This window comes from uncultured Shewanella sp., assembly GCF_947495455.1.
Taxonomy (GTDB): domain Bacteria; phylum Pseudomonadota; class Gammaproteobacteria; order Enterobacterales; family Shewanellaceae; genus Shewanella.
Window position 1 is genome coordinate 1 of sequence record NZ_CANLZC010000104.1, and the last position, 19,884, is coordinate 19,884.

General features: G+C 38.7%; 13 protein-coding genes. 7 read left to right on the top strand and 6 right to left on the bottom strand.

Annotated features, from left to right (window positions below; genetic code table 11):
• Nucleotides 1–116: 116 nt before the first annotated feature.
• Nucleotides 117–7,454 carry a toxin TcdB middle/N-terminal domain-containing protein gene (locus Q0791_RS20315; RefSeq protein ID WP_299010503.1) on the bottom strand — a complete coding sequence of 2,446 codons (7,338 nt, stop codon included), beginning with the start codon at nt 7,452–7,454 and terminating at the stop codon, nt 117–119.
• 130 nt (nt 7,455–7,584) lie between these two features.
• On the opposite strand from Q0791_RS20315, the gene Q0791_RS20320 reads away from it, so the two are divergent.
• From Q0791_RS20320 to Q0791_RS25310, 4 genes are all read left to right on the top strand, one after another.
• Nucleotides 7,585–8,046 (top strand): DUF4442 domain-containing protein, encoded by a 462-nt coding sequence (locus Q0791_RS20320; protein WP_299010506.1) that lies wholly within the window; start codon nt 7,585–7,587, stop codon nt 8,044–8,046.
• A gap of 55 nt (nt 8,047–8,101) precedes the next feature.
• Nucleotides 8,102–10,162, top strand: coding sequence for an amidohydrolase family protein (locus tag Q0791_RS20325; protein WP_299010509.1), 2,061 nt, complete (start codon nt 8,102–8,104; stop codon nt 10,160–10,162).
• A gap of 465 nt (nt 10,163–10,627) precedes the next feature.
• On the top strand, nt 10,628–11,704 hold the full coding sequence (locus Q0791_RS20330) for a sugar porter family MFS transporter (protein WP_299010512.1): 1,077 nt from the start codon (nt 10,628–10,630) through the stop codon (nt 11,702–11,704).
• A gap of 13 nt (nt 11,705–11,717) precedes the next feature.
• The gene (locus tag Q0791_RS25310; RefSeq protein ID WP_366942499.1) at nt 11,718–11,858 is read left to right on the top strand and encodes a hypothetical protein; all 141 of its coding nucleotides are present in this window, start codon (nt 11,718–11,720) and stop codon (nt 11,856–11,858) included.
• A gap of 45 nt (nt 11,859–11,903) precedes the next feature.
• Here Q0791_RS25310 and Q0791_RS20335 read toward each other — a convergent pair whose 3' ends face one another.
• Nucleotides 11,904–12,410: a hypothetical protein gene (locus Q0791_RS20335; RefSeq protein WP_299010515.1), complete on the bottom strand. Its 507-nt coding sequence runs from the start codon at nt 12,408–12,410 to the stop codon at nt 11,904–11,906.
• A 69-nt stretch (nt 12,411–12,479) separates the two neighbouring features.
• Complete coding sequence (locus Q0791_RS20340) at nt 12,480–13,745, bottom strand: MFS transporter (protein WP_299010518.1); 1,266 nt, start codon at nt 13,743–13,745, stop codon at nt 12,480–12,482.
• A gap of 609 nt (nt 13,746–14,354) precedes the next feature.
• Between Q0791_RS20340 and Q0791_RS20345 the strand changes: the two genes are divergently transcribed.
• The 3 genes from Q0791_RS20345 to Q0791_RS20355 all read left to right on the top strand — a co-directional run bounded on the left by Q0791_RS20345 (nt 14,355) and on the right by Q0791_RS20355 (nt 16,846).
• Complete coding sequence (locus tag Q0791_RS20345; protein ID WP_299010521.1) at nt 14,355–14,525, top strand: hypothetical protein; 171 nt, start codon at nt 14,355–14,357, stop codon at nt 14,523–14,525.
• 156 nt (nt 14,526–14,681) lie between these two features.
• Entirely contained in the window at nt 14,682–15,785 is a 1,104-nt protein-coding gene (locus tag Q0791_RS20350; RefSeq protein WP_299010524.1) for a hypothetical protein, read from the top strand.
• 527 nt (nt 15,786–16,312) lie between these two features.
• On the top strand, nt 16,313–16,846 hold the full coding sequence (locus Q0791_RS20355; protein WP_299010527.1) for a GNAT family N-acetyltransferase: 534 nt from the start codon (nt 16,313–16,315) through the stop codon (nt 16,844–16,846).
• Between the two features lie 482 nt (nt 16,847–17,328).
• On the opposite strand, the gene Q0791_RS20360 is transcribed toward Q0791_RS20355, so the two are convergent.
• The 3 genes from Q0791_RS20360 to Q0791_RS20370 all read right to left on the bottom strand — a co-directional run bounded on the left by Q0791_RS20360 (nt 17,329) and on the right by Q0791_RS20370 (nt 19,616).
• Nucleotides 17,329–18,258: a hypothetical protein gene (locus Q0791_RS20360; protein WP_299010529.1), complete on the bottom strand. Its 930-nt coding sequence runs from the start codon at nt 18,256–18,258 to the stop codon at nt 17,329–17,331.
• Nucleotides 18,259–18,442: 184 nt separating this feature from the next.
• Nucleotides 18,443–18,832: a hypothetical protein gene (locus Q0791_RS20365; RefSeq protein ID WP_299010532.1), complete on the bottom strand. Its 390-nt coding sequence runs from the start codon at nt 18,830–18,832 to the stop codon at nt 18,443–18,445.
• A gap of 457 nt (nt 18,833–19,289) precedes the next feature.
• Nucleotides 19,290–19,616 (bottom strand): hypothetical protein, encoded by a 327-nt coding sequence (locus tag Q0791_RS20370; RefSeq protein WP_299010535.1) that lies wholly within the window; start codon nt 19,614–19,616, stop codon nt 19,290–19,292.
• Nucleotides 19,617–19,884: the final 268 nt, after the last annotated feature.

Genomic DNA, 19,884 nt, shown 5'->3' on the forward strand with positions numbered 1-19,884 from the left:
TATGTGCTGTATAACTTGGCTCACTTCACAATCAGTATTCATTGTTTATGAGCCAGAAAAGTGGGGATCCCTCAGTCCCCGTGATACTTGAAGACTGAATAGCGGCCTTTAACTTTTTATTTATCCTTGTAATTATCATTGTAGCTGTGGCAGGGGGCTTTGGTGCAGCTTATGCCCCTCGCATGCCAGTTGAGAATAAACCCACCAATAAAGCCATTAACAAAGTCTAATGAACCTAGTTTAGTTGTTGCGCCGCCGTAAGCAGCGTTACCAAAGGGGAGTGAGTTTAATTCTCCTGTAGAAGTAAAACCTTTGGCTGCTAAATTATTACAAGTAATCGCCCCTAAACTGTGACAAACGCCTAGTCTTTTGTAACCTTGGCGAATAATGTTATAACCCACTGCATCTATGAGTCCTTGATAGCCTAGAAGCGTATCATTTACATCCCAAATAATCCCTATCATGCCATTTTCTCGAGTGGTAAATCCAAATACATCGCAAGAATCTTGCTTGCATTGAGCGCGAGTGCCCCCCACTTCAAAGCCAATAAATGAGTTTACTGTTAAAAGGATATTAAATTTAGCTAAAGACAATCCCGCTTTATGGGCGAGTTTTTCAATGCCTTTAGCGGCATATTTTGTGGCAAAGTCATTTTTTAAGTTGCCCATAATTTCATCGGGTTTGTCTATACCATAATACAAGGTTCTTACCACACGGCCCACATCAGGGTTAATACTGTCTATGGCCTGCAGCGCAATGGCCTCAGTGCTAAATGCTGGTGTACCACTGGCCTCAGCCATCACATAAGTAATAATCCCAGCCTTGAAGGCGGCTCTTAAACTGCCTGAGGCATAATAGGCGCGATCAAAGGCGAAATGTGCCGATGCGAACGTGCCAAAGACGGGAATGTAGGTCAGCGCTGTTTGAGTAAAATTTGCTAAGGTTGGATTTTTTTGAAAGACATGCTTATGTAGGAATTCCCGTCCGCCTATTTTTCCTAAAAATTTATAAATTTTTTCAAAGAAGTTATATCCACTGGGATCGGTATAGCGTAATGGATTATTGAGAACATAACTGAATCGGTTGTAATTTTGCAGATTTTGAGGGGATTGAATACTAGGGTCGGCCTGTAAAAATCGACTTAAAATAGGATCATAGATTCGGCCGCCCATTTGAATAATATTCAGTGTGGGTAAGGTTTCATGATTTGTGTATGCTTGAGGGATGGGGGTGGTAGCGTGAATAAGGCTGTTATGTTCAATTTCCATTGTATGACCAAATGCGCTATAAAAATATTGTTTAGTCACTTGGCCTGATTGATCTGTGATGCTTAAAGGGGAACCTTGATGATCCCCGTGTCGATACTGTACTGCTTCTTGGGTTGTTTGATTGGGCAATTCATCTCGTTCAATAACAATGTTATTAATGAAATAGCGGTGGCGTGTCCGTTCAAGCTTGTTATCAACAAAGCTTTGCTCTTTTTGATAGAGTTGACCAATATAATGAGTATTAAAAGTATGCCATTTTTCATCGTGTAAACGTTTATCAACGCGACTCATGAGATAATGGTTTGGTGTATAGCGGTATTCACTGTGTTTATCACCTTGTTGGATCCTTTTGATTTTATTAAAACTGTAATATTGGAATGCTCGCGAGCCATCTGAAAGCATGTTACCGTTATTATCATAAGTAATGTGTGAATAGGCCTGCCCATTGACCATTGCACTCATGAGATAATTCGCACTGATGTTTGGCTGATAGTTATAGCTGGCCAGTGTTACTGGTGCATTACCATTGAGTGTTCCTTTGCGTGTTTTGATGTTTCCAAAACCATCATATTGATATTGTTCAGAATAATCATGAGGTGATAAGTTGCCTCTTCCAATACTGAGTTGACGGTTTGTTAATCGATTTAAGTTGTCATATTCAAAAGATTCATTAAAGGCAAGATTAAGGAGTCCTTGCTGATAGTAGCTATGTGAGCGGCTACCTAAATTGCCCTTTTGATCATATTCACCATAGCTAAGCTGATGAATATTTTGGTTACCATGTTTGACATTGACAGTATGAAGACGGCCGGTTTTAGGGTTAAAACCTTTAATTTCTTGCGTGCCGTTACCAAAGTGTTGCTCTGTGATATTACCATAGGGATCGGTGGCGATAATTTTACGTAAGGCTCGACCTTGATTATCTTTTTGAAGATATAAATAATGGTGGGCATTGTAGTAAAAATTAACATAGAAGAGCCCATGATTATTAGGATAGTATTGACGACTCAATTGCCCTTTACTATTGTATTGATAACTAATGTCATAGTTTGTTTCATCTAGCACATAGCTTATTTTTTGAGTGCGGCCAAAGCCATCATAGTGATATTGTTCACTGTATTGTACCGGTTTGGTACTTGTACAATGAATTGGTGTCGCGTCTGCTTTGCGCCATTGTTTTAGGCTAGTGAGCTTTCCAGCACTTTTGTTGTGCCCGTTGCTGCTATAGAGCCAGCAAGAGACATTATCAGTATTTTCCTGCCGTATTTTTCTGCCTATTTCATCATAGCCTAGCAGGCTGACTTGATTGTTTCCGTCGGTTTGCTCTATGACTTCTTTGAAACCATTGTAGTGATAAGTCCAAGTGCCTTTATCGGGATCTTGAGTATTGAGCAGTTGTCCATAATCATTGAAATGAGACAATATGGATTGTGTCTGATTGCTATTAGTATGATTTTTTGCCGTGAGTGTCACTTTATTTTGTTGATTGAAGGCATTGTAATAATAACGAATATATTGACCTGCCACATTTTCAATTGACAGGAGCAAGCCATCGGCGCTGTAGGTGTAATGGGAGGTTTGTTCTTTTTCATCAATACGAGTGGTCGTTAAGCCATTGATTTCGGTCCGTCGACTGGCAGCACTTAATTCAGTGGGAATGGTTTTTTTATAGACTCTACCTAAGTTGTCATAAAATGTTTGCTGGTAATGGGTCGATGCGCTAGTTAATTGCGGCGTTGAAATATGTGTACGTAACCCTTGAGCGTTATATTCCATGGACGTTACAATCCAGCTGCCATTGAAACTTTTGACTTTTTGTTCTCTTTCACGTCCAAAAGGATCTAAATAACGGATTTTGGCTGGTTGGTTACTGCTGGTTTGCGTTTCTGTTATGTAGCTTTTATCACAACTGGCACAATAACTTCGACTAATTTTAGTATAATTCCCATCGGCTAAACGTTGCTCAATACTGCGACCGAGTATATCGAAAAATTCGGTCGTCGCCAGCTTATTGGGTCCGGTACTGGTTTGGCTGACTATGCGACCGAGTGTGGCGACATGTCCTGAAGTACCGTTATAAAGGAAATGTTCCTTTTCACCCAATGAATTCATTTTACTGGCAATATACTGACCTCTAGAATCATAAAACCAGTAATTGCCTCGTTTTTGGTAGTGAGTATTATCGACCTTAGCATAATCTTGCTGAGCCACTTTATTGCCAAATTTATCGTAAAAATAGGCAGAAGTTAATCCATTGACTCTGGATTCTCTCAGCAAGCCATTGGGATAATAACTGAAGTTTGTTTGTCTCGTTTGACTACTGATTTGTTCATCATGGGTATTCTGATAACGTATCTTTTTAACTTTGGTGGTATCAATGAGTGCGAATTGTTTTGCATCTAAAGCTTGACCGGAAAGTGAGACGACTTGATGATGGCTATGAGTTAAGGTTAATGCTTGAGGGGTGAGTACATTATGTGCGGCATTGGAATAACGGTGAGTTGTGAGGCTTTCATGAATAAGTTGACCTGTGCTGCTTTTTTTCTGTATTTGATTACTGAGGAGGTTATTCCAATTATCAAAACTATTCAGGATAATGGTTTCAGCCACTTTTTTGTGATGTTTAGGCGTTGTGCCGTTAGACGATAAATCAATGTGATAATGTGTTTCTTGTGTTTGATGGGGATTAACTTGTATGCCTCCCTGAGCACTGGTACTGCGTTTGTAGGTATGCTGCGTGTGTTTTAAGGTTAAATCTTGATAGCGTTGTTGTTGGTTTTTAATTTGGCCTGTCAGTGGGTGAAGTTGGTGATATTGCGTTATGGTGGTGGTTTTTTGTTCGGGTTGGGTGCTTTTTACGGTTTCGAAACCTAAAAAGCCACGGCCTTTTTTATGGGTAAGTGGGCCACCATAAGTATATTGAGTAAGTGTGGCATGGTTTTTACTGGTTTGTTGAGCAATCTCTGAGACCAAATACATGCCCGCAATGGGGGTTAAAAAGTCTCGGCCATCTTCTTGGCCTATGGGCTCATCGTCATAATCATAGTTGGCTTTAACATCGGGTTTTTGGCTTGATTCGATATTGAGTAAAGGGAGTCCACTGCTTAAGGTAGCGTAAGCAATATCCGTTTTTATGCCAGTGCTATTCGTAATGCGCGTCATAACATGTTCATTAATATTGGCGCGCGTGGCTTTATGTAATTTCCATGAATTGGTATTACCTGAAGAATAAAGTAAATCGACTTTAGCATCGCCATCGACATCGGCAAATCGTATGGCTGTTTTTTCTGGATCGCTATCTGTTCCTGTTGCCAGCCTCCCTCTTCTTACGAAATGAATATATTCAGATTTTGGACTGGGTGAAGATAAATAGATGTCATAATTTGTATTTGATGTGGCCGCTAATACATCGGTTTTTCTATCATTATTAAGATCAATAAATTGATGTCTACGGTAAATACTGCTATTGGTTGCATTAATCCCTGCTAAGGCTTTACGGAAAGTGAAACTGCCATCGCCTTTTGATAAGCGATAATACCAAATACTGCCTAAACGATAGGTCACATCATTTAATCCATCACCATTGAAGTCGGCAATGTTGAGATCATTGAGATCTTTTTCTAAATGGGTATCATTGGTTGCCGTATAAGTGACTTGGTTATTTTCCACAGAAGCAATAAAGGCATAGGTTCTATATTCAATACTCACAGGGGCACTTTGTTGGTTTTGCGTGACCCTAGGGCAGTACCCTTCAATAGGACAGTAGTCATCATTAATCGTTACTTTTTTGACCTTCATAATAATGTCGTTAAGTCCATCGGCATTAATATCGGCTAAATTTGTATTATCGATCTGATTTTGTTGGTGATATGTCTGAAATAGTACGCCGCCTGTATTTTTTGAAGGGAAATTGACGACAATACTTTTAGCCGATGAAAAATGCCCCCCTAAATTTTGGTAATAATAAAGCTGAGTGTTCGACTTGAATACAATATCTTGCAGGCCATCACCGTTAACATCGGCAATGAGTGTATTGGCATATTCAGCTGAGGATATAGCTAATGAGCGGTAAGTGAAATCATAATTAACTCGAGTCGTGAAGCAAATATGTTCTGTGCCGGGCTCAGTTTCACAGATCCTCTGCTCCCCAGTGCTAGGATCGGAGCTGATGGCATGCCAATGGCCATTTTCAAAGGGAATTAACAGTTCTTGTTTTCCGTCACCATCTATATCTATGACTTTGACGTATTCTTTTTTACCTAAACTGGCATTGCTTATCGCTTGGGTTCTACTCCCGACAGTGCTGATATTTAAGGTGCGTTGAAGAGGGTATTGGCTTAAATATTGTGTTGAGAAATGACTGGGAGCAAGATTAGATTGAACTTTATTCACCTCCCAGTTGCTGGTGTAGTAATGCCATTGATTATTTTTAGGAAATAACATATCGGCGTAACCATCACCATTAAAATCGAGTATTTGCGTATTAAATCGGCTATCGTCATGAATGTTGATATTGCTGCTACTTGTTTCAAAGGGTTTAAAATCAGTGGCTCGATAATTAATGTGGCACCAAGCTTCAGGACCATTTTCAGCCCCTGGCTCACAATCAGATACTGTTGAACAAGTGACTGCCCCACTGCTGGCAATGCTACATTTCTGATAAAGCGGGTTTATTGATTGATGCGCAGCATATTCAAAATCAAAGCTTGTTTTAGGTGAGCATATTTGTAAGCTTTGATCGAAACATTCTTGAATACCTGTGACATAACGTCGTTCCTCTGGCAGTTCGCCTATTGACCAAGTGAATGTGTAGGTACGATAAGTGTCATTGTCTTGTTTGACTTGAATACTGCTGAGCCTTTTATCATGGGTTAAGCGGCTGCCATTGGAAAAGCTGATATGACTTTTATTTAGGTCTGCATAATGGAATTGAATACTGTTATAGCTGGGTTTACCTAAGAGATGGTTTCCTCCATACAGGATTTGGGATAAGTAGTGGCTGCCTTTTGCGATATTTTTATCGTAATCATAGCGAATATAGTTGCCATGTTTGTCAACAATCGCTTTTAAAGACCAAACTTGCGCGAGTGTACCTTCAGGGTATTCACTAGGCTCAATATAAGCATCAGATGCACTTGTCAATACAGGAGCTAAACCAAAATAATGGGTTTCATTGGTTTTTGTTGTGAGCGTGAAATATTGTGGGTTTCGTTTATTAGGGTGGGCTGTGATGGTATTAAAAGTGTCAATTTCTGTATGGTATTGATTACTTGAGTGCGTGTTGAGTATGAGTCGTTGTCCATTATAGCAATAGGCGTCATTTTCATCGAAGTTGACACCGGATATCTTTCCGTCAATGGCGATATTTTTAGCACATCGGCTTATGGCTGACAGTCCTGCTAAATGCCAGCCAACACCTAAAATATTTTCTCCCCCTTGGCTATTGTATACCAAATTTAAATCAGGGCTTAAACCAGCTGTTGCTGGAGGTAATGCCAGTGGCATAGTGTAATTAGCATCGCCTGCATCTGTGACTTGAAATTGACCTTGATTAAATTGGATGATGTTGCCCGTGTTGTCATAAGTTTGCGAAGCTGAGGTGTTGATCAATTGACCCGATTGAGAACCTAAGTAGGTGACAGAATCGCCGTTATTGAGTGCGATGAGATCGTCGATATTATCGCCGTTGAGATCTTTTGTTGTGAGTGTAATGGATTGGGAAAAATCGATATTATTACGAGATGGACTGTAAACATTAAGCTGAGCGGTTTGAGTTAGCTTTTGAATGATGAAGCTGTCTTGAGTGCTATTATCACTGCGAATGAGAAGATCTAAGTGACCGTCACCATCGAGTTCGAATAATTCAATGTTATATTTCGATGTTGGAGACAAAGACTGCCTGTTAAATTCGGTTTCGTTTAGAATAATCAATGTCCATTTATCGGTTGCTTGGGTGTAATCGAGTTTGAAAATACCATTCTTGGGAGTGATATTGAGTGGAATTGCTATATCAGCAGCAATTAAGACGAATTTAGGTGGGATCCTTAAAAAGAGATCGCCAGCTTGATTTTGGTAAATATCATAGTTTAAATCATCGGCCTTTGTTGCTGCGAAACTGAATGCGGCATAGGAAATGGAGATGAGAAATAGTAGACAATGAAATGTGACAGTCCTTATCGTGTCCATGAAAATCCCTTTCATCATTTTTTTGACTAGTACTAAAGTCTAGTTCATTTGCTATGGATTGATGACTTAATTAAGAAAGTGCTAACCTCTTTGCCGAATTAACAATAAAAATAACAAGGAAAAGAGTCTCATGAAGTCGTTACTTTCTCAAAGTTGGATTTTTAAAAGGGCGATGAATTTTTATCCTCCTTATTTATTTACTGGGATCCGTATTAAAAAGCTCAGCCGAGACTTTAGGCAGCTGACAGTGGCTATGCCATTGCGTTGGTATAATCAGAATTATGTGGGCACCCATTTTGGTGGTAATTTATTTTCGATGACCGATCCTTGGTTTATGTTGATGCTTATTCAAGTTCTCGGCCGAGATTTTAAAGTATGGGATCAGTCTGCGAATATTGAGTTTATTAAACCAGGAAGTGGAGTTGTGTCATGTGATTTTGTGATAACGGATACATTATTACAGGATATTTATCAGGAGACAGAAAAAGGGAATAAATACCTTCCACAGCTTATTGTACATATTAAAGATGAGGCTGGCGAAGTCGTGGCTAAGGTGACAAAAATACTGTATATCAGACGAAAACAAAGATAAAGAAAGCGCGATAAAAGAAGAGATATTTAATGTCTCCAACACAAGGAAGAAGATAATGATCAGAAAAATCAATAAAGGCAAGTTATGCTTGTTGCTCATATTAGTGAGCAGTAGTTGGAGCGTTAATGTATTCGCCGGAAAAACAAACAGCGTCACTAATTTATTTTATACCGAAAAAGGGCTCGCGGGAAAGGCGGTATTGACTCAAAAAAGTGAATTCGACTACAGTGGCCTTATTGAATTGGGATGGAATAACCGCCGCTTGAAAATTAATGAGTCTGTGATATTAGATCAAAATGGGATGCCAATGAGATTTCAAGCACAGGGACAATCCCCTTTTGGTTCTGCCATTGATGAGACTTTTACCCTAAAAAATCATCAAGCTAAATGGGAGAGTGCGAAAGATGTTGGCGGTACCACAGTCAATAAGCCTCGCTTTTATATTCCCGCGGACAGTACCATTGCGACCGATACCGCATTTGTGAGGGCGCTATTAGCCTCTCCTTCTAAAACCTTGGCATTATTACCCAGTGGCCATGCGTCATTAACCATACTCAATGAGCATGAGATTGAGCATGATGGTAATAAGGCGCAAGTGTATTTATATGCGATCAGTGGATTGAATTTTACGCCAAACTTTGCTTGGTATGACGATAAAGGTCGTTTATTTGCTAAAAATATAGGTGGGGCTATGCGGGTGATCCGGCAAGGTTTCAGCCTTGAAAACCTGAAAGTCTTGAGTGACATTCAACAACAAGAAGAGAAATCTTATCTAGAGAATGTGGCAAATAAATTGAGTTATTCATATTCTCAACTGCTTATTCAGGGCAGTAATGTGGTTGATGTTGAAAATGGCAAGCTGATTGAGCAAACCGATGTATTGCTAGAAAAGGGGAAAATTAAAAAAATTGCCAAACATATTCCTCAAGATGATTATATGCAAGTTATTAATGCAAAAGGGAAAACATTATTACCAGGTCTTTGGGATATGCATGGACATTTGTCAAAAGATGATGGATTACTTGATATCGCAGCGGGGGTGACGAATGTGCGTGATATGGGCAGTAATCATGACAGCATAATGGAAATTGAAGCCTTATTTAACAGTAATCAAATCATAGGGCCACAGGTGTACCGTGCAGGTTTTATGGATCAAAAAAGTGAATACTCTGCAGGTTTATCGGTGGAAACATTAGAAGAAGCCTTAAATACCGTCGACTGGTTTGCCGATAACGGTTATATTCAAATTAAGTTGTATAGCTCTATTGATCCCACTTGGGTGAAACCTTTAGCAGATCGTGCACATAGTAGAGGATTACGCGTGAGTGGTCATATTCCTGCGTTTATGACAGCCGAGCAAGCAGTCAAAGCGGGCTATGATGAAATTCAGCATATTAATATGATTTTTCTGAATTTTCTGGCAGGGACTCATGCCGATACTCGTCAGCAATTACGCTTCTCATTAATTGGTGAAAAAGCGGGATCTATGGACTTAAACAGTCCTGAAATGCAAGACTTAATAAAGCTACTGGCAGATAAGCGAGTGACTGTCGATCCAACAGTGTCGACATTTAGAAGTTTATTAATGGCAGAAGATAGGCAAACCAATCCTGAGTATTTAGCCATTATTGATCATCTTCCTCCAGTGGCCTCTAGGCAGCTTAAAGGGGCAGAAATGAATGTTAAGGGAGCGGAATTAGTCAAGTATAAGACAAGTGCTGATGCATTAGTTGAAATGGTGAAAGTGCTTTATGATAATCAAGTGCCTATTGTGCCCGGCACTGATAATTTAACTGGCTTTACTTTACACAGAGAGCTTGAGCTTTATGAGCAAGCGGGGATCCCTAACTTTGATATTTTAGCCATGGCCAGTATCAATTCGGCTAATTTAGTCGGGGTGGGTCACCTCTCCGGTTCCATCACAGAAGGTAAAAATGCCGATGTGATTTTAGTCGAAGGTGATCCGACGAAAAATATGAGTGACCTTCGAAAAATATCCCTGGTGGTTAAAGGTCATCATTTTTATAAAACCGCCGAGTTATATCGCACTTTAGGGGTAAAACCTTTCACTCAACCTGCCATAGTCACAGGACCTAAAGCGACGCATTTGCATTGATTAATCTTGCTTTATTTCTCTTTTGATGAGGACAGAATTGACTAAAAACAGTGAGTTATATCACTGTTTTTTATTCAATCTTAACTCGCCGTCGCTGACTAATCTGTGAGGATTTTCTTGATTTGTATTAAATCGTCGGTAGCGACACTTGGAAAACACTAACACTTTCAGGGGCTCTCTTACCAGATTCGATATAAAAGCCTTGATGATGCGTTCTCATCACTGACATAGAATAGTGAACACCCTCAGGAAGTACCCTATACTCATAAATATTATCTTGCCTGTTTTTATCATGATTTAAATGACCATGAACAATAGCCTGACTCAATCTTTTCACTTGGTATTTATTAGTTGCTACGCCGCGATCGGCGCTTTTTTATTTGGTTATGATACTGGAGTGGTTAATGGTGCCATGAAAGGCTTTCACATAATAACTTAATCAGTTTTAGCCTGAGTGTGGCGTCTATGATGTTTGGCTGTGCTATTGGTGCTTTTTATGCTGGACGATTAGCCGATATTTATGGTCGTCGCTTTATGATGAGAGTGATATCGGTTTTATTTATTTTAAGTTCTTTTGGTGTGGGATTTGTCGATTCTGCCAGCCTGTTTATTTTTTATCGCGTGATTGGAGGAGTTTGTGTCGGCGCTATTTCGATTTTAGTGCCTATGTATATTGCCGAGGTGTCAGCTGCACTTTACCGAGGTCGATTAGGTGCAATACAAAACATGATGGTGATATTGGGCTTATGCGCCGCTTTTTTGAGTAATTTCCTATTAACTGAACTGTCAGGAGGTTCGCTGGTTGTATTTTGGTTCGGGTTTGAAACATGGCGCTGGATGCTATGGGGAGAATTACTGCCCGCAATATTATTTTTCATTATGCTCTTTTTTGTACCCGAAAGCCCCAGATACTTAGTGATTGCTGGCAAAAATGCAAAGGCATCACAAGTCTTGACACGCTTGTTTGGTCAACTTGCTGGCGAAGCTAAATTAATGGAGATCGTATTTTCATTAACGGGACAGGATCAACCAAAGTTAACGGATTTAAAAAATAAGCGCACAGGTAAGGTGCAGCATGTACTTTGGATTGGAATCGGGCTTGCCGCTTTTCAACAGCTTATTGGGATTAATATTTTTTATTATTATGGTGTGATGATGTTTGAATCCCTAGGGTTTAATGAATCTGATGCAATATTTATCAATGTACTAGGTGCAATATTCAGTTTTGTTGCCAGTATCATTGCTATGCTCTTTATTGATAAATGGGGACGCAAGAAACTGTTATTGATAGGCTCTATTGGTATATTCAGCTGCTTATTGTGTCTTTCTTTTACGCTTTTTCAGATAGATAAGGGGGCTGTATTACCATTTTTAGGATCCCTTGCTTATACGCATTTAGCGGTGCTCTTAGTCTATCTGTATTTGATTTTTTTTAATATTTCTTGGGGGCCTGTGATGTGGGTCATGTTAGGGGAGATATTTCCAAATCAAATTAGAGGATCGGGATTGGCTGTGGCAGTGCTTAGTGCACTGGCTCACTAATTTTGTGGTGACGATGAGCTTTCCACTTTTATTCTTCGCTCTTGGTGGCTCAGGGTTATACTTGCTTTGCAGTGTGATGGTTTTAATGGCTATTTATTTTGTGTATTGTCTTTATGAGACTAAAGGGCAAGAATTAGAAGATATGCCCTATTAGTTCTTAATGTAGTCTTTTATTTTTTATCAGCTATAAATTATTGGATCAAGGGCAGGTTTTATTGTCAGTATTCATCGACAACTGAAAATTTCCTTCTTGAGTGGCTTGTTCTGGCTGATTATTTTTATCAAAATATTGAGAGGTAAAGGTGCCGCCCATTGCATGGGTAAAAGTTAATAATACCCGTAACTTTAATCCGTTATATTGTTGAGGGGTCTCTAGCGTAAACCATATTGTTGCTTCCATGGGCGCTGTTTTTCGATAAGTGTAGTGACCACTGACATTATCTTTGAACGCTTTGTCAGCGTTAGCGTTTTTAAACGGCAGCGAGCAAAATGCTGTTGGGCTGCTAAACAGGTTATAGAGTGGACTATCTAGTGTCGGGTAGCCATAAAGTGTTTGGCCGTGACTCATGGTGACCTTGCCCGTTAAAATAGTGCCTGCTAATGTGCTAGGCGTATCTTTTTGAAACCTTTCTTCATGTTGTAATCCATAGCCAATGACTAAAACAAGCAAGAGAATACTGATCACTGAGATGGCAATACGTAACATAATTTTCCTCTTTGAATCATGATAATAAGCCTCATAGGTATAAAATAGGTATAAAGAATGAGGACATGATTATTTTTTAGGCTTAATGGCATGTTTAAAAATCAAAAGTGCTAATAAAATAATGATTGATGAAAGCACTAGCACATAAGCTGGGGCGATTGAAGTTCCACTCCATTTGATACTCGAGAGTAAAATCAGCGGTGCAAGTCCACCTATGATCCCAAAGCCTAAATTATAAGATAAACCTATTCCAGAATAGCGAACCTGATGGGGAAAGAACTCTGCAAATATAGCCGGAATATTCCCCCAACATAAGCCAACAAGCAGTGCACTGACGAATAATACAAAGGGGTAGTAAATAAAATGATGAATATAAGTATAAAAAATAGGAAAAGCGAATATACCTGTGCCAATAACCAGTAATATTAACAATGAGACTCTATTATTCACTCTATCTGATATCCAGCCAAAAAGAATGCAGCTTAAAGCCGATATGAAAACAAATAGCGCGATTATCCACATAAGATGGTGGGGGTTATAGTTAAGAATTTTGGTCAAATAGACGGGAAGAAAAGTAAATAAACTGATGATAACGATTGCGCCAAAACCCGTTAACAAAGCCCCTAATATTGAAACTTGCCAGTGGTTTTTAATGACTTCGATTAAAGGAAAAGGCTGCTTAGGATTTAAATAGGGTTGAAACTCCGGAATCTCAATCAATTTTTTTCTTAAATAAAAGGCAATAATACCAAATACGCCTCCAATGAAAAAAGGGATCCGCCATGCCCAATTCACAATACTTTCCTGAGTATAAAAATACTTTAATCCGGCTAAAACAAGATAACCCATAGTGATCCCACTGATCAGAAAACAAAAAACAATGCCGATAGTAAAGGCCTTTCGATAAGGAAAAAACTCACTAATATAGGTGATGGCGCCTGGAATTTCACCGCCAATGGAGAACCCTTGCAACATTTTGCATAATATGAGTAACAGTGGAGCATAAATACCGATACTATTATAGTTAGGGATTAATCCAATACAAAAAGTGCCTATGGCCATCATGAGAACAGACACAGTAAAAGCATGTTTTCGCCCATAAATATCACCAAAATGCCCAAAAATAATCCCTCCTAAAGGTCTAGCGAAATAACTCACGGAAAAAGTCGCAAAAGCCGCTAACAATCCATTGATATTCGCATTCATTGGAAAAAAGGTGGTTGCAATGTAACCAGCCAGTAGGGCCGATATAATAAAATCATAAAATTCAAGTAATCCGCCTAAGCTACAAAGTAACAAAATCTTACGTTGATGGGATTTGGCTTGAGTCAACATAGTCAGTGTTCGGTATTCAATTACAAGTAGAGTAAAAGGTAGACTAATTTTGCTATAACTGCCTTAAATTTACGCTATCGCCAACCCAATATGAAACTTGAGAAAAAAGGAGCACTATCCTATTTTAAAATCGATAATATATACCCGTGATACTTGAAGATGCATGTTTTCAGAGCCTGTAAAAGTGCCTAATTCAAGGCGTATTATTGCCGAAATGCTTACTGCCTTTTAAGATGATACAACGCAGAAGTAGGTACTTTTACAGATTCCCAAAGGGCTGGTTTAAAAGCCTTTTATGCTGCGTTAATGAACATCAGCTTAGAATGACTAGGCACGCTGTTCAAAGCCTTGCCTAAAAGGCTTTTAATTCCAGCTGAATCCTGCATCTTCAAGTGTCACGGGTATAGTAGGGTGAAAAACTCAGTGATAGAGAAGTAAGCGTTTAAGTTGAACATTTATATCTGGCTCATTACTCAGAGGGGGAGAGTAAATCGATTTCAATGTGTTAACCTTGAATAGAATAAAAAATATTATATCAAATAAAATCAATGTATTATACATGGTTTCTCTCATGCCAAAGTCTATGTGAAAAATTAACAATGAACGAAATTGAGATGGTTACTGGTGGCAGTACAGCCAGTGACGTTGGGACTTTTTTTTGCTTGGTTACAATTTATCTTAAGAAAAGAAGACGATACTTTAGTTGATGTATTAGGTAATATGGCTACGGGCTATACCCTTGGATACGGAGTAGGCGCTATTCTTGGCTCAGATGAATAATCTGCCAGAATAAAGGCCATTAAAGCGTTAAATGTATTTTTGATTGAGTAAGTGTTTATCTTTTTGATATATCCATCACCTTTTTGATATATCCAGTTGCTTTAATTTAATATTATTAGTGCCTAACTATACAGTATCAAGTAATTAAGGTGAGATATGCCAGTAGGGTTACAAAGTGAAATGAGCAACAGCTCGGTGTCGATGACGAAGCTAGAGGTTGTAAAACAGTATCTAGATCAAATAGGCACAAACATTGGTAAATTGACTGTAAGTACCATAAGTAGCTTTAAAGGTGCATTTTATCAGGCAAAAGCGGCTATCACTGAGTTTTTTGCTCATAAAAATGAACCCGATTATCTGAATAATTCTTCTTTTCAAAAGGTTAATTTGAGTCATTATCAAGTCACGCCTGCTCAGTCACAAAATGTGTCTGGGAAAGAAGCTCAAGTTCAGTTAGGGAAACTCTATTCACGTCAAGAAGCGCTACAACAACAAGTTGATCAGCTGAATGTGAAAAAAAGGGTATTAGATTCGCAAGAGACGCAATTGCCTAAAGTACAAACTGAACAAACAAGGCTTGAGCTCAATCAATTAAAGCAACAGTTATTGACGTTAAAAAATGATCAACATCGGGTGCAACAGCTAAAATCGAATTTGATGCATGTCTTACATTGGACCCAGAATGATAATAATGAGCAGCTAAAAGGGTACAACAACCAACTAGGTAAGTTAAATCAGTTAATGACATCAACAGAGCAAAAAATTGCGTCATTAACATTTGAGCCTAATAGTGTCGTTATTAAAGCAAGGGCAGAAAATGCAACCAAGTTGGCACGGGTAAATGAGCAATTGACCGTAACGACTCAATTAATTAGCAAGATAGAAAGGCAGCAAGAACAGGCAAGAATGGCACAAGCGGAATTAGTCAAAGCGACTCAGCATCACAAAAAATGTCAAAACAATATGGCAGAGACGTTGAATATTGGTGATAGTGGCCCATGGGGGATGCGAGGGGATGAGAAGTTGTACCCTGATTTAAAGGCAAAATTGGCAGGTAAGACAATGCCTGACACAAAAGAGAAGTATTTAGCGGCATTAGATAAAGAATTTAAAGCCTTAACCGGTAGTAGTGCTTTTTCTAATGGACATTCTGTCTCGGTTCAACAATATAATAATGGAATTAGTGGCGGAACGAGTGCTGTTTCGTTATCTTTCTGGGCGGGGACTTTTAATGATATGGCCAATAAATATTATCCATAACCTTCATTCTAATTCATAATTAACCTGAACTCGGGATAATGAGTGTCTGGTTTGAATGTAATCTCATTAAAAATCAATTTGTTGAGTTGGTTATTTGTTTCTGTTTATGTCACTTTTTGCTAAATGTCGATATTTTTGTCGATATCAAGGCGGGGTTTCGTGCCTAATAGCCTGCTATTAGTAGAAAGCACAACACAGATAGGGGCCAAAATAGCGATATTTAAAGGCGCTGCTTAACCCGAGTTCAGGTTAATTAGTCAATATATTTGCTCAAACTGATGTACTTATTATTCGTTGATTTCACGGTGATGATTAGATTACGTTTGAGCGTTTCTTTTAATATTAATACTTCCCTGTAGCCGCTCTATTGTTTAGTGTTTATTGGTTTCAATCGTGTTTATTTTTATTAAGCAGGGGCCGTAAATGATAAAAAGTGTGATGAAGATCGATTTTTATCATTAACGGCTCAAGTAGGCTCATAAAGGTGATCAGCTTTATATTTATCATTAAAAGCTAGGGAGTGAAGTATGATTGTTACAGAGACTGAAAGGTTATACTTACGTCGCTTGACCCTTGATGATGCCAACACTCTGTTTTTACTCAATAGTGTACCGGAAATATTAAAGCATTTACCCGGCTCCCCGATGAAGTCAATAGAAGATGCTCGCCAAGTCATTAATAAGCTTATTTTACCTTTCTATGATAAGTTTGATTATGGTCGTTGGGCCGTGGTGAATAAGCAAGATGAGCGCGTTATCGGTTATTGTGGGCCCAAATACCTCGATAAATATCATGAAGTTGGACTGACTTTTCGTTTTTTACCGCAGTATTGGGGCCAAGGTTTTGCAACAGAAGCGGCAATGGCAGCCATGGAAGTGTGTCAACAATATCATCTTGCAGGAATGATAGGTGTCGTATTGCTGGGGAATAAAGCCTGTGAAAGGATACTTCATAAGTTGGAAATGCATGAGAAAGAGCATGATCATTATTTAGGCTACCGAGTTAAAATTTTTCATCGTTTGTTTGTGCATTCCAGCAAAGCGCTCATGATGGGTACTTGAAAAAGTATCACATGTATAGTCAATGATTTTGTAAGAGCTTGAGCAAAACAAGTAGCCAGTATTAATAGGCCTGACCTAAATAATCCAAATAAAGACCTTAAGGGGCTCACCAAGGCCCATTAAGCCACTCGGTGAGTGGCTAGGTCAAAGTCAATGTTATCACTATGCGAATATACCAGTATTCATTGTTATTGATTAGGGCCTGTTGAACTTTGGTGATGGTTTCTGCAGCAGTTTGTGGGTTCTTTATACAAGGCAGAGTTTGTGTGGTGTAGTGATTCTACATAAACAAGCGATAACGCCGTAGAAAGGAGCCACAAACGCTGTCCGTAGGATTCACTAAACGTGTTTTACTCTTTGTTAGGAGCCTCTTTGTTAAAGAAAGGGGGGCTTAGATCACTAGGCGTCATCCCTCCCGTTGCGATTAAAACACGTTTATCTCGGACATAATTTAAGCACCAAAGAACAACAGGCCCTAGTATTTATAGTGGATTTCTTTTGTATATTGAAAATGATGTAAAAGCCTTATTTGTGGATAAAGACTCTTTGGCTTTATCCCATGTTAGGGCTTGTTCTCGGTTAAAATGCGCATTTTGTGAGTGCCTTAAAAAAACGATTTGACCTTCTGCTAAGAAAATCTGTTCCAAATTGGCTTTATATGCACCACATGGGACAAATTCCATATCAAATGCAGTAATGATGTCATCTTTAAATAGACCCGTTTTTGTGGCATTCCCCAGTTTATCGAGAATACCACCAACGATAGGGTTAGAAACTTGTGTGTATTTAGAGGCTTCGGTAGAAAGTATATCAATGACCTCTTGGACGCCTTGGCCATTTTCTTGATCAAATTCTCTCACTTCTAGGATAAATCGCAAGTCAGCGCCAGAATAAATGCCAGAATAGACCAGTTTATTTTTTTGATTCAGAGGTTGCTGTTTTTTACGGCTAAATGAGGTATAGATAAGCCTATTATTGATCTGGTTTTGTTTGTTTTTTAAATCTTCAGTGATAAAGGTGGCTTTATCGGTCGCCCTTGTTAACTCTTCAACGGTTAAAAAAATACCGATTTCGTTGGTATCTTTTTTATCTTCGCCAACAAACCAAAAAGCACCTTCTGAAAAGTTTTCTTTTACTCCATCAAAAGAGTCGTGAAAGACTTGCGTATCAAGTCGAATATCAAAGCTATCGCCTTTATTAATACAGGCATTCTGCGTAGGTTTGTATTTTGATCCTGCCTCAAATGTTGCTTTATTGAAATCTCTGTAATGAAAGTCTGTGGTGCCAACATGAGTATCATCAACTTGACTGCTACTGCAAGCCATTAAAAGGCCCAGTAGCGATATTGGTAGTGATATTGGCAGTGATTTGGGCAGTGATAAGGAGAGCGACATGGGAAGTGATTTTTTCATTTTTGACCGTCCTTGATGTATCGTGCATATGCCGGATCACTATAACGCCTTCTAATTAATGCGACTAGTACTCTTCCCAAGCAAGCATGAGTTAATCAATTGTATTCATTATCAATACAGGACTAATTCACGCTATTGCCGCTATCGATGATTTCAAGCAAGTCCCTTGCGGCGCTTGTAGGCGTTAAATCAAGTGAGGTTCTTTATTGGTTTCAATGACCCTTTTGACGCTTGCTCCGCCTATATCCTCACAGGTTTTACCGCTATCAAAGTTCAGCTTGACTGCTTTACCTCGAACGACTGGGCGAACAAAACGCCAAGGCCAAAAACCAAAACGTTGAGAGCCGATATAATTGATGACAGCATTTGCCCCTAAAGCATTCGCCTCATCAGCGAAGGCAGGTAATATATCCGTGACACTACCATAAGTGCCTTTACCTATTTTTATTTTTTGAATTTTTTCATACTTTATATTTGCAGGTGTTCCCGTTACCAGACAGATATCGAGGGCTTCCCCCGCATTTGCACAAGCTGCACTCAGCATGAATACTGCGCCTATTCCTAGGTATTTCATTATTATTATTCCTTGATACTTTACACTCAATATAAGATTGCGCATGACCTTTGTGTACTGCGCAAACAAATGACAGCTAATGACATTTATTGAAATCAAGTCGTCAAGCGTTTAAAAATCAACTATATCATAAATCCTGTCACAATTGAGACACTTACCGCTGATATCTAGCCATGGCTTGTGCTTTTAAGTGGCTCTTCAGAGAAATAGATGTTTAGATGCAACGGAGGACAGTTGACGTCACGCTTCAGTACCAAAGTACAAGGTTAAATATTGGCCACTATTTTGGTTGTACTTATTATCTGAACTATATGAATTTAGGCTTTACTTGATTGTTGTTCGATATATCGGTATCAAATAGAACAGCCTATTTCATACCCATTTAACAGCGTAAAACTAGCAAATATTTTCATTAATATAATAATTAATTGTTTTGCTGTTAAATACTTGTGTGTAGTTAACTATCTTCTTGATGATATACGCTTGCAGCCATGACAGCTTCTAAGCTATAACGCCGATAGAATTTTACAAAGCCAATATAAAAAATATATGATAGAGCACCAAATATAGTAATGTGGAACCAATTTATCGTTGTATCTTCAATAAAGCTAAATGAATATATTGAACCCCAGAATAATAAAACAAATACAAATGCTACGTTTCTAGTTAGACCATAAAGAGCCACGTAATTTTGAAGTTTAGTGGAATGTCTTTCGGAATTTTCAAAGGTAAAGTGGTATAAAAGTCGTAGATAATCACCTTGAATTCCTTTTTCAATTTTCATTTCTGATGTATCTACTTTAATTCTTTTATTAAGCAATATCTTACATTTATAAAAAGTGGCTGACCGAAGAGGGTTCGGTAGGGTTTTAGCTTGATTAAACATCTTTATTTTTAGAAAATCTTTGAGAAGTAACTTACAAATAGAAATTGGAAGTATTAGTCCCCATAAAACTATACGTCCAAAATTCCCCTTTGACGTGGTTTAATTGATACGACTAACCCAGTTAAGACATAATTGATTTAACTGGAGATTGAAATGAAAACACGTA

Coding starts and splice junctions, on each gene's coding strand:
- Q0791_RS20315 (WP_299010503.1), bottom strand. CDS start 7,454: ATGGACACGATAAGGACTGTCACATTTCATTGTCTACTATTTCTCATC.
- Q0791_RS20320 (WP_299010506.1), top strand. CDS start 7,585: ATGAAGTCGTTACTTTCTCAAAGTTGGATTTTTAAAAGGGCGATGAAT.
- Q0791_RS20325 (WP_299010509.1), top strand. CDS start 8,102: ATGATCAGAAAAATCAATAAAGGCAAGTTATGCTTGTTGCTCATATTA.
- Q0791_RS20330 (WP_299010512.1), top strand. CDS start 10,628: ATGATGTTTGGCTGTGCTATTGGTGCTTTTTATGCTGGACGATTAGCC.
- Q0791_RS25310 (WP_366942499.1), top strand. CDS start 11,718: ATGAGCTTTCCACTTTTATTCTTCGCTCTTGGTGGCTCAGGGTTATAC.
- Q0791_RS20335 (WP_299010515.1), bottom strand. CDS start 12,410: ATGTTACGTATTGCCATCTCAGTGATCAGTATTCTCTTGCTTGTTTTA.
- Q0791_RS20340 (WP_299010518.1), bottom strand. CDS start 13,745: ATGTTGACTCAAGCCAAATCCCATCAACGTAAGATTTTGTTACTTTGT.
- Q0791_RS20350 (WP_299010524.1), top strand. CDS start 14,682: ATGCCAGTAGGGTTACAAAGTGAAATGAGCAACAGCTCGGTGTCGATG.
- Q0791_RS20355 (WP_299010527.1), top strand. CDS start 16,313: ATGATTGTTACAGAGACTGAAAGGTTATACTTACGTCGCTTGACCCTT.
- Q0791_RS20360 (WP_299010529.1), bottom strand. CDS start 18,258: ATGAAAAAATCACTTCCCATGTCGCTCTCCTTATCACTGCCCAAATCA.
- Q0791_RS20365 (WP_299010532.1), bottom strand. CDS start 18,832: ATGAAATACCTAGGAATAGGCGCAGTATTCATGCTGAGTGCAGCTTGT.
- Q0791_RS20370 (WP_299010535.1), bottom strand. CDS start 19,616: ATGAAAATTGAAAAAGGAATTCAAGGTGATTATCTACGACTTTTATAC.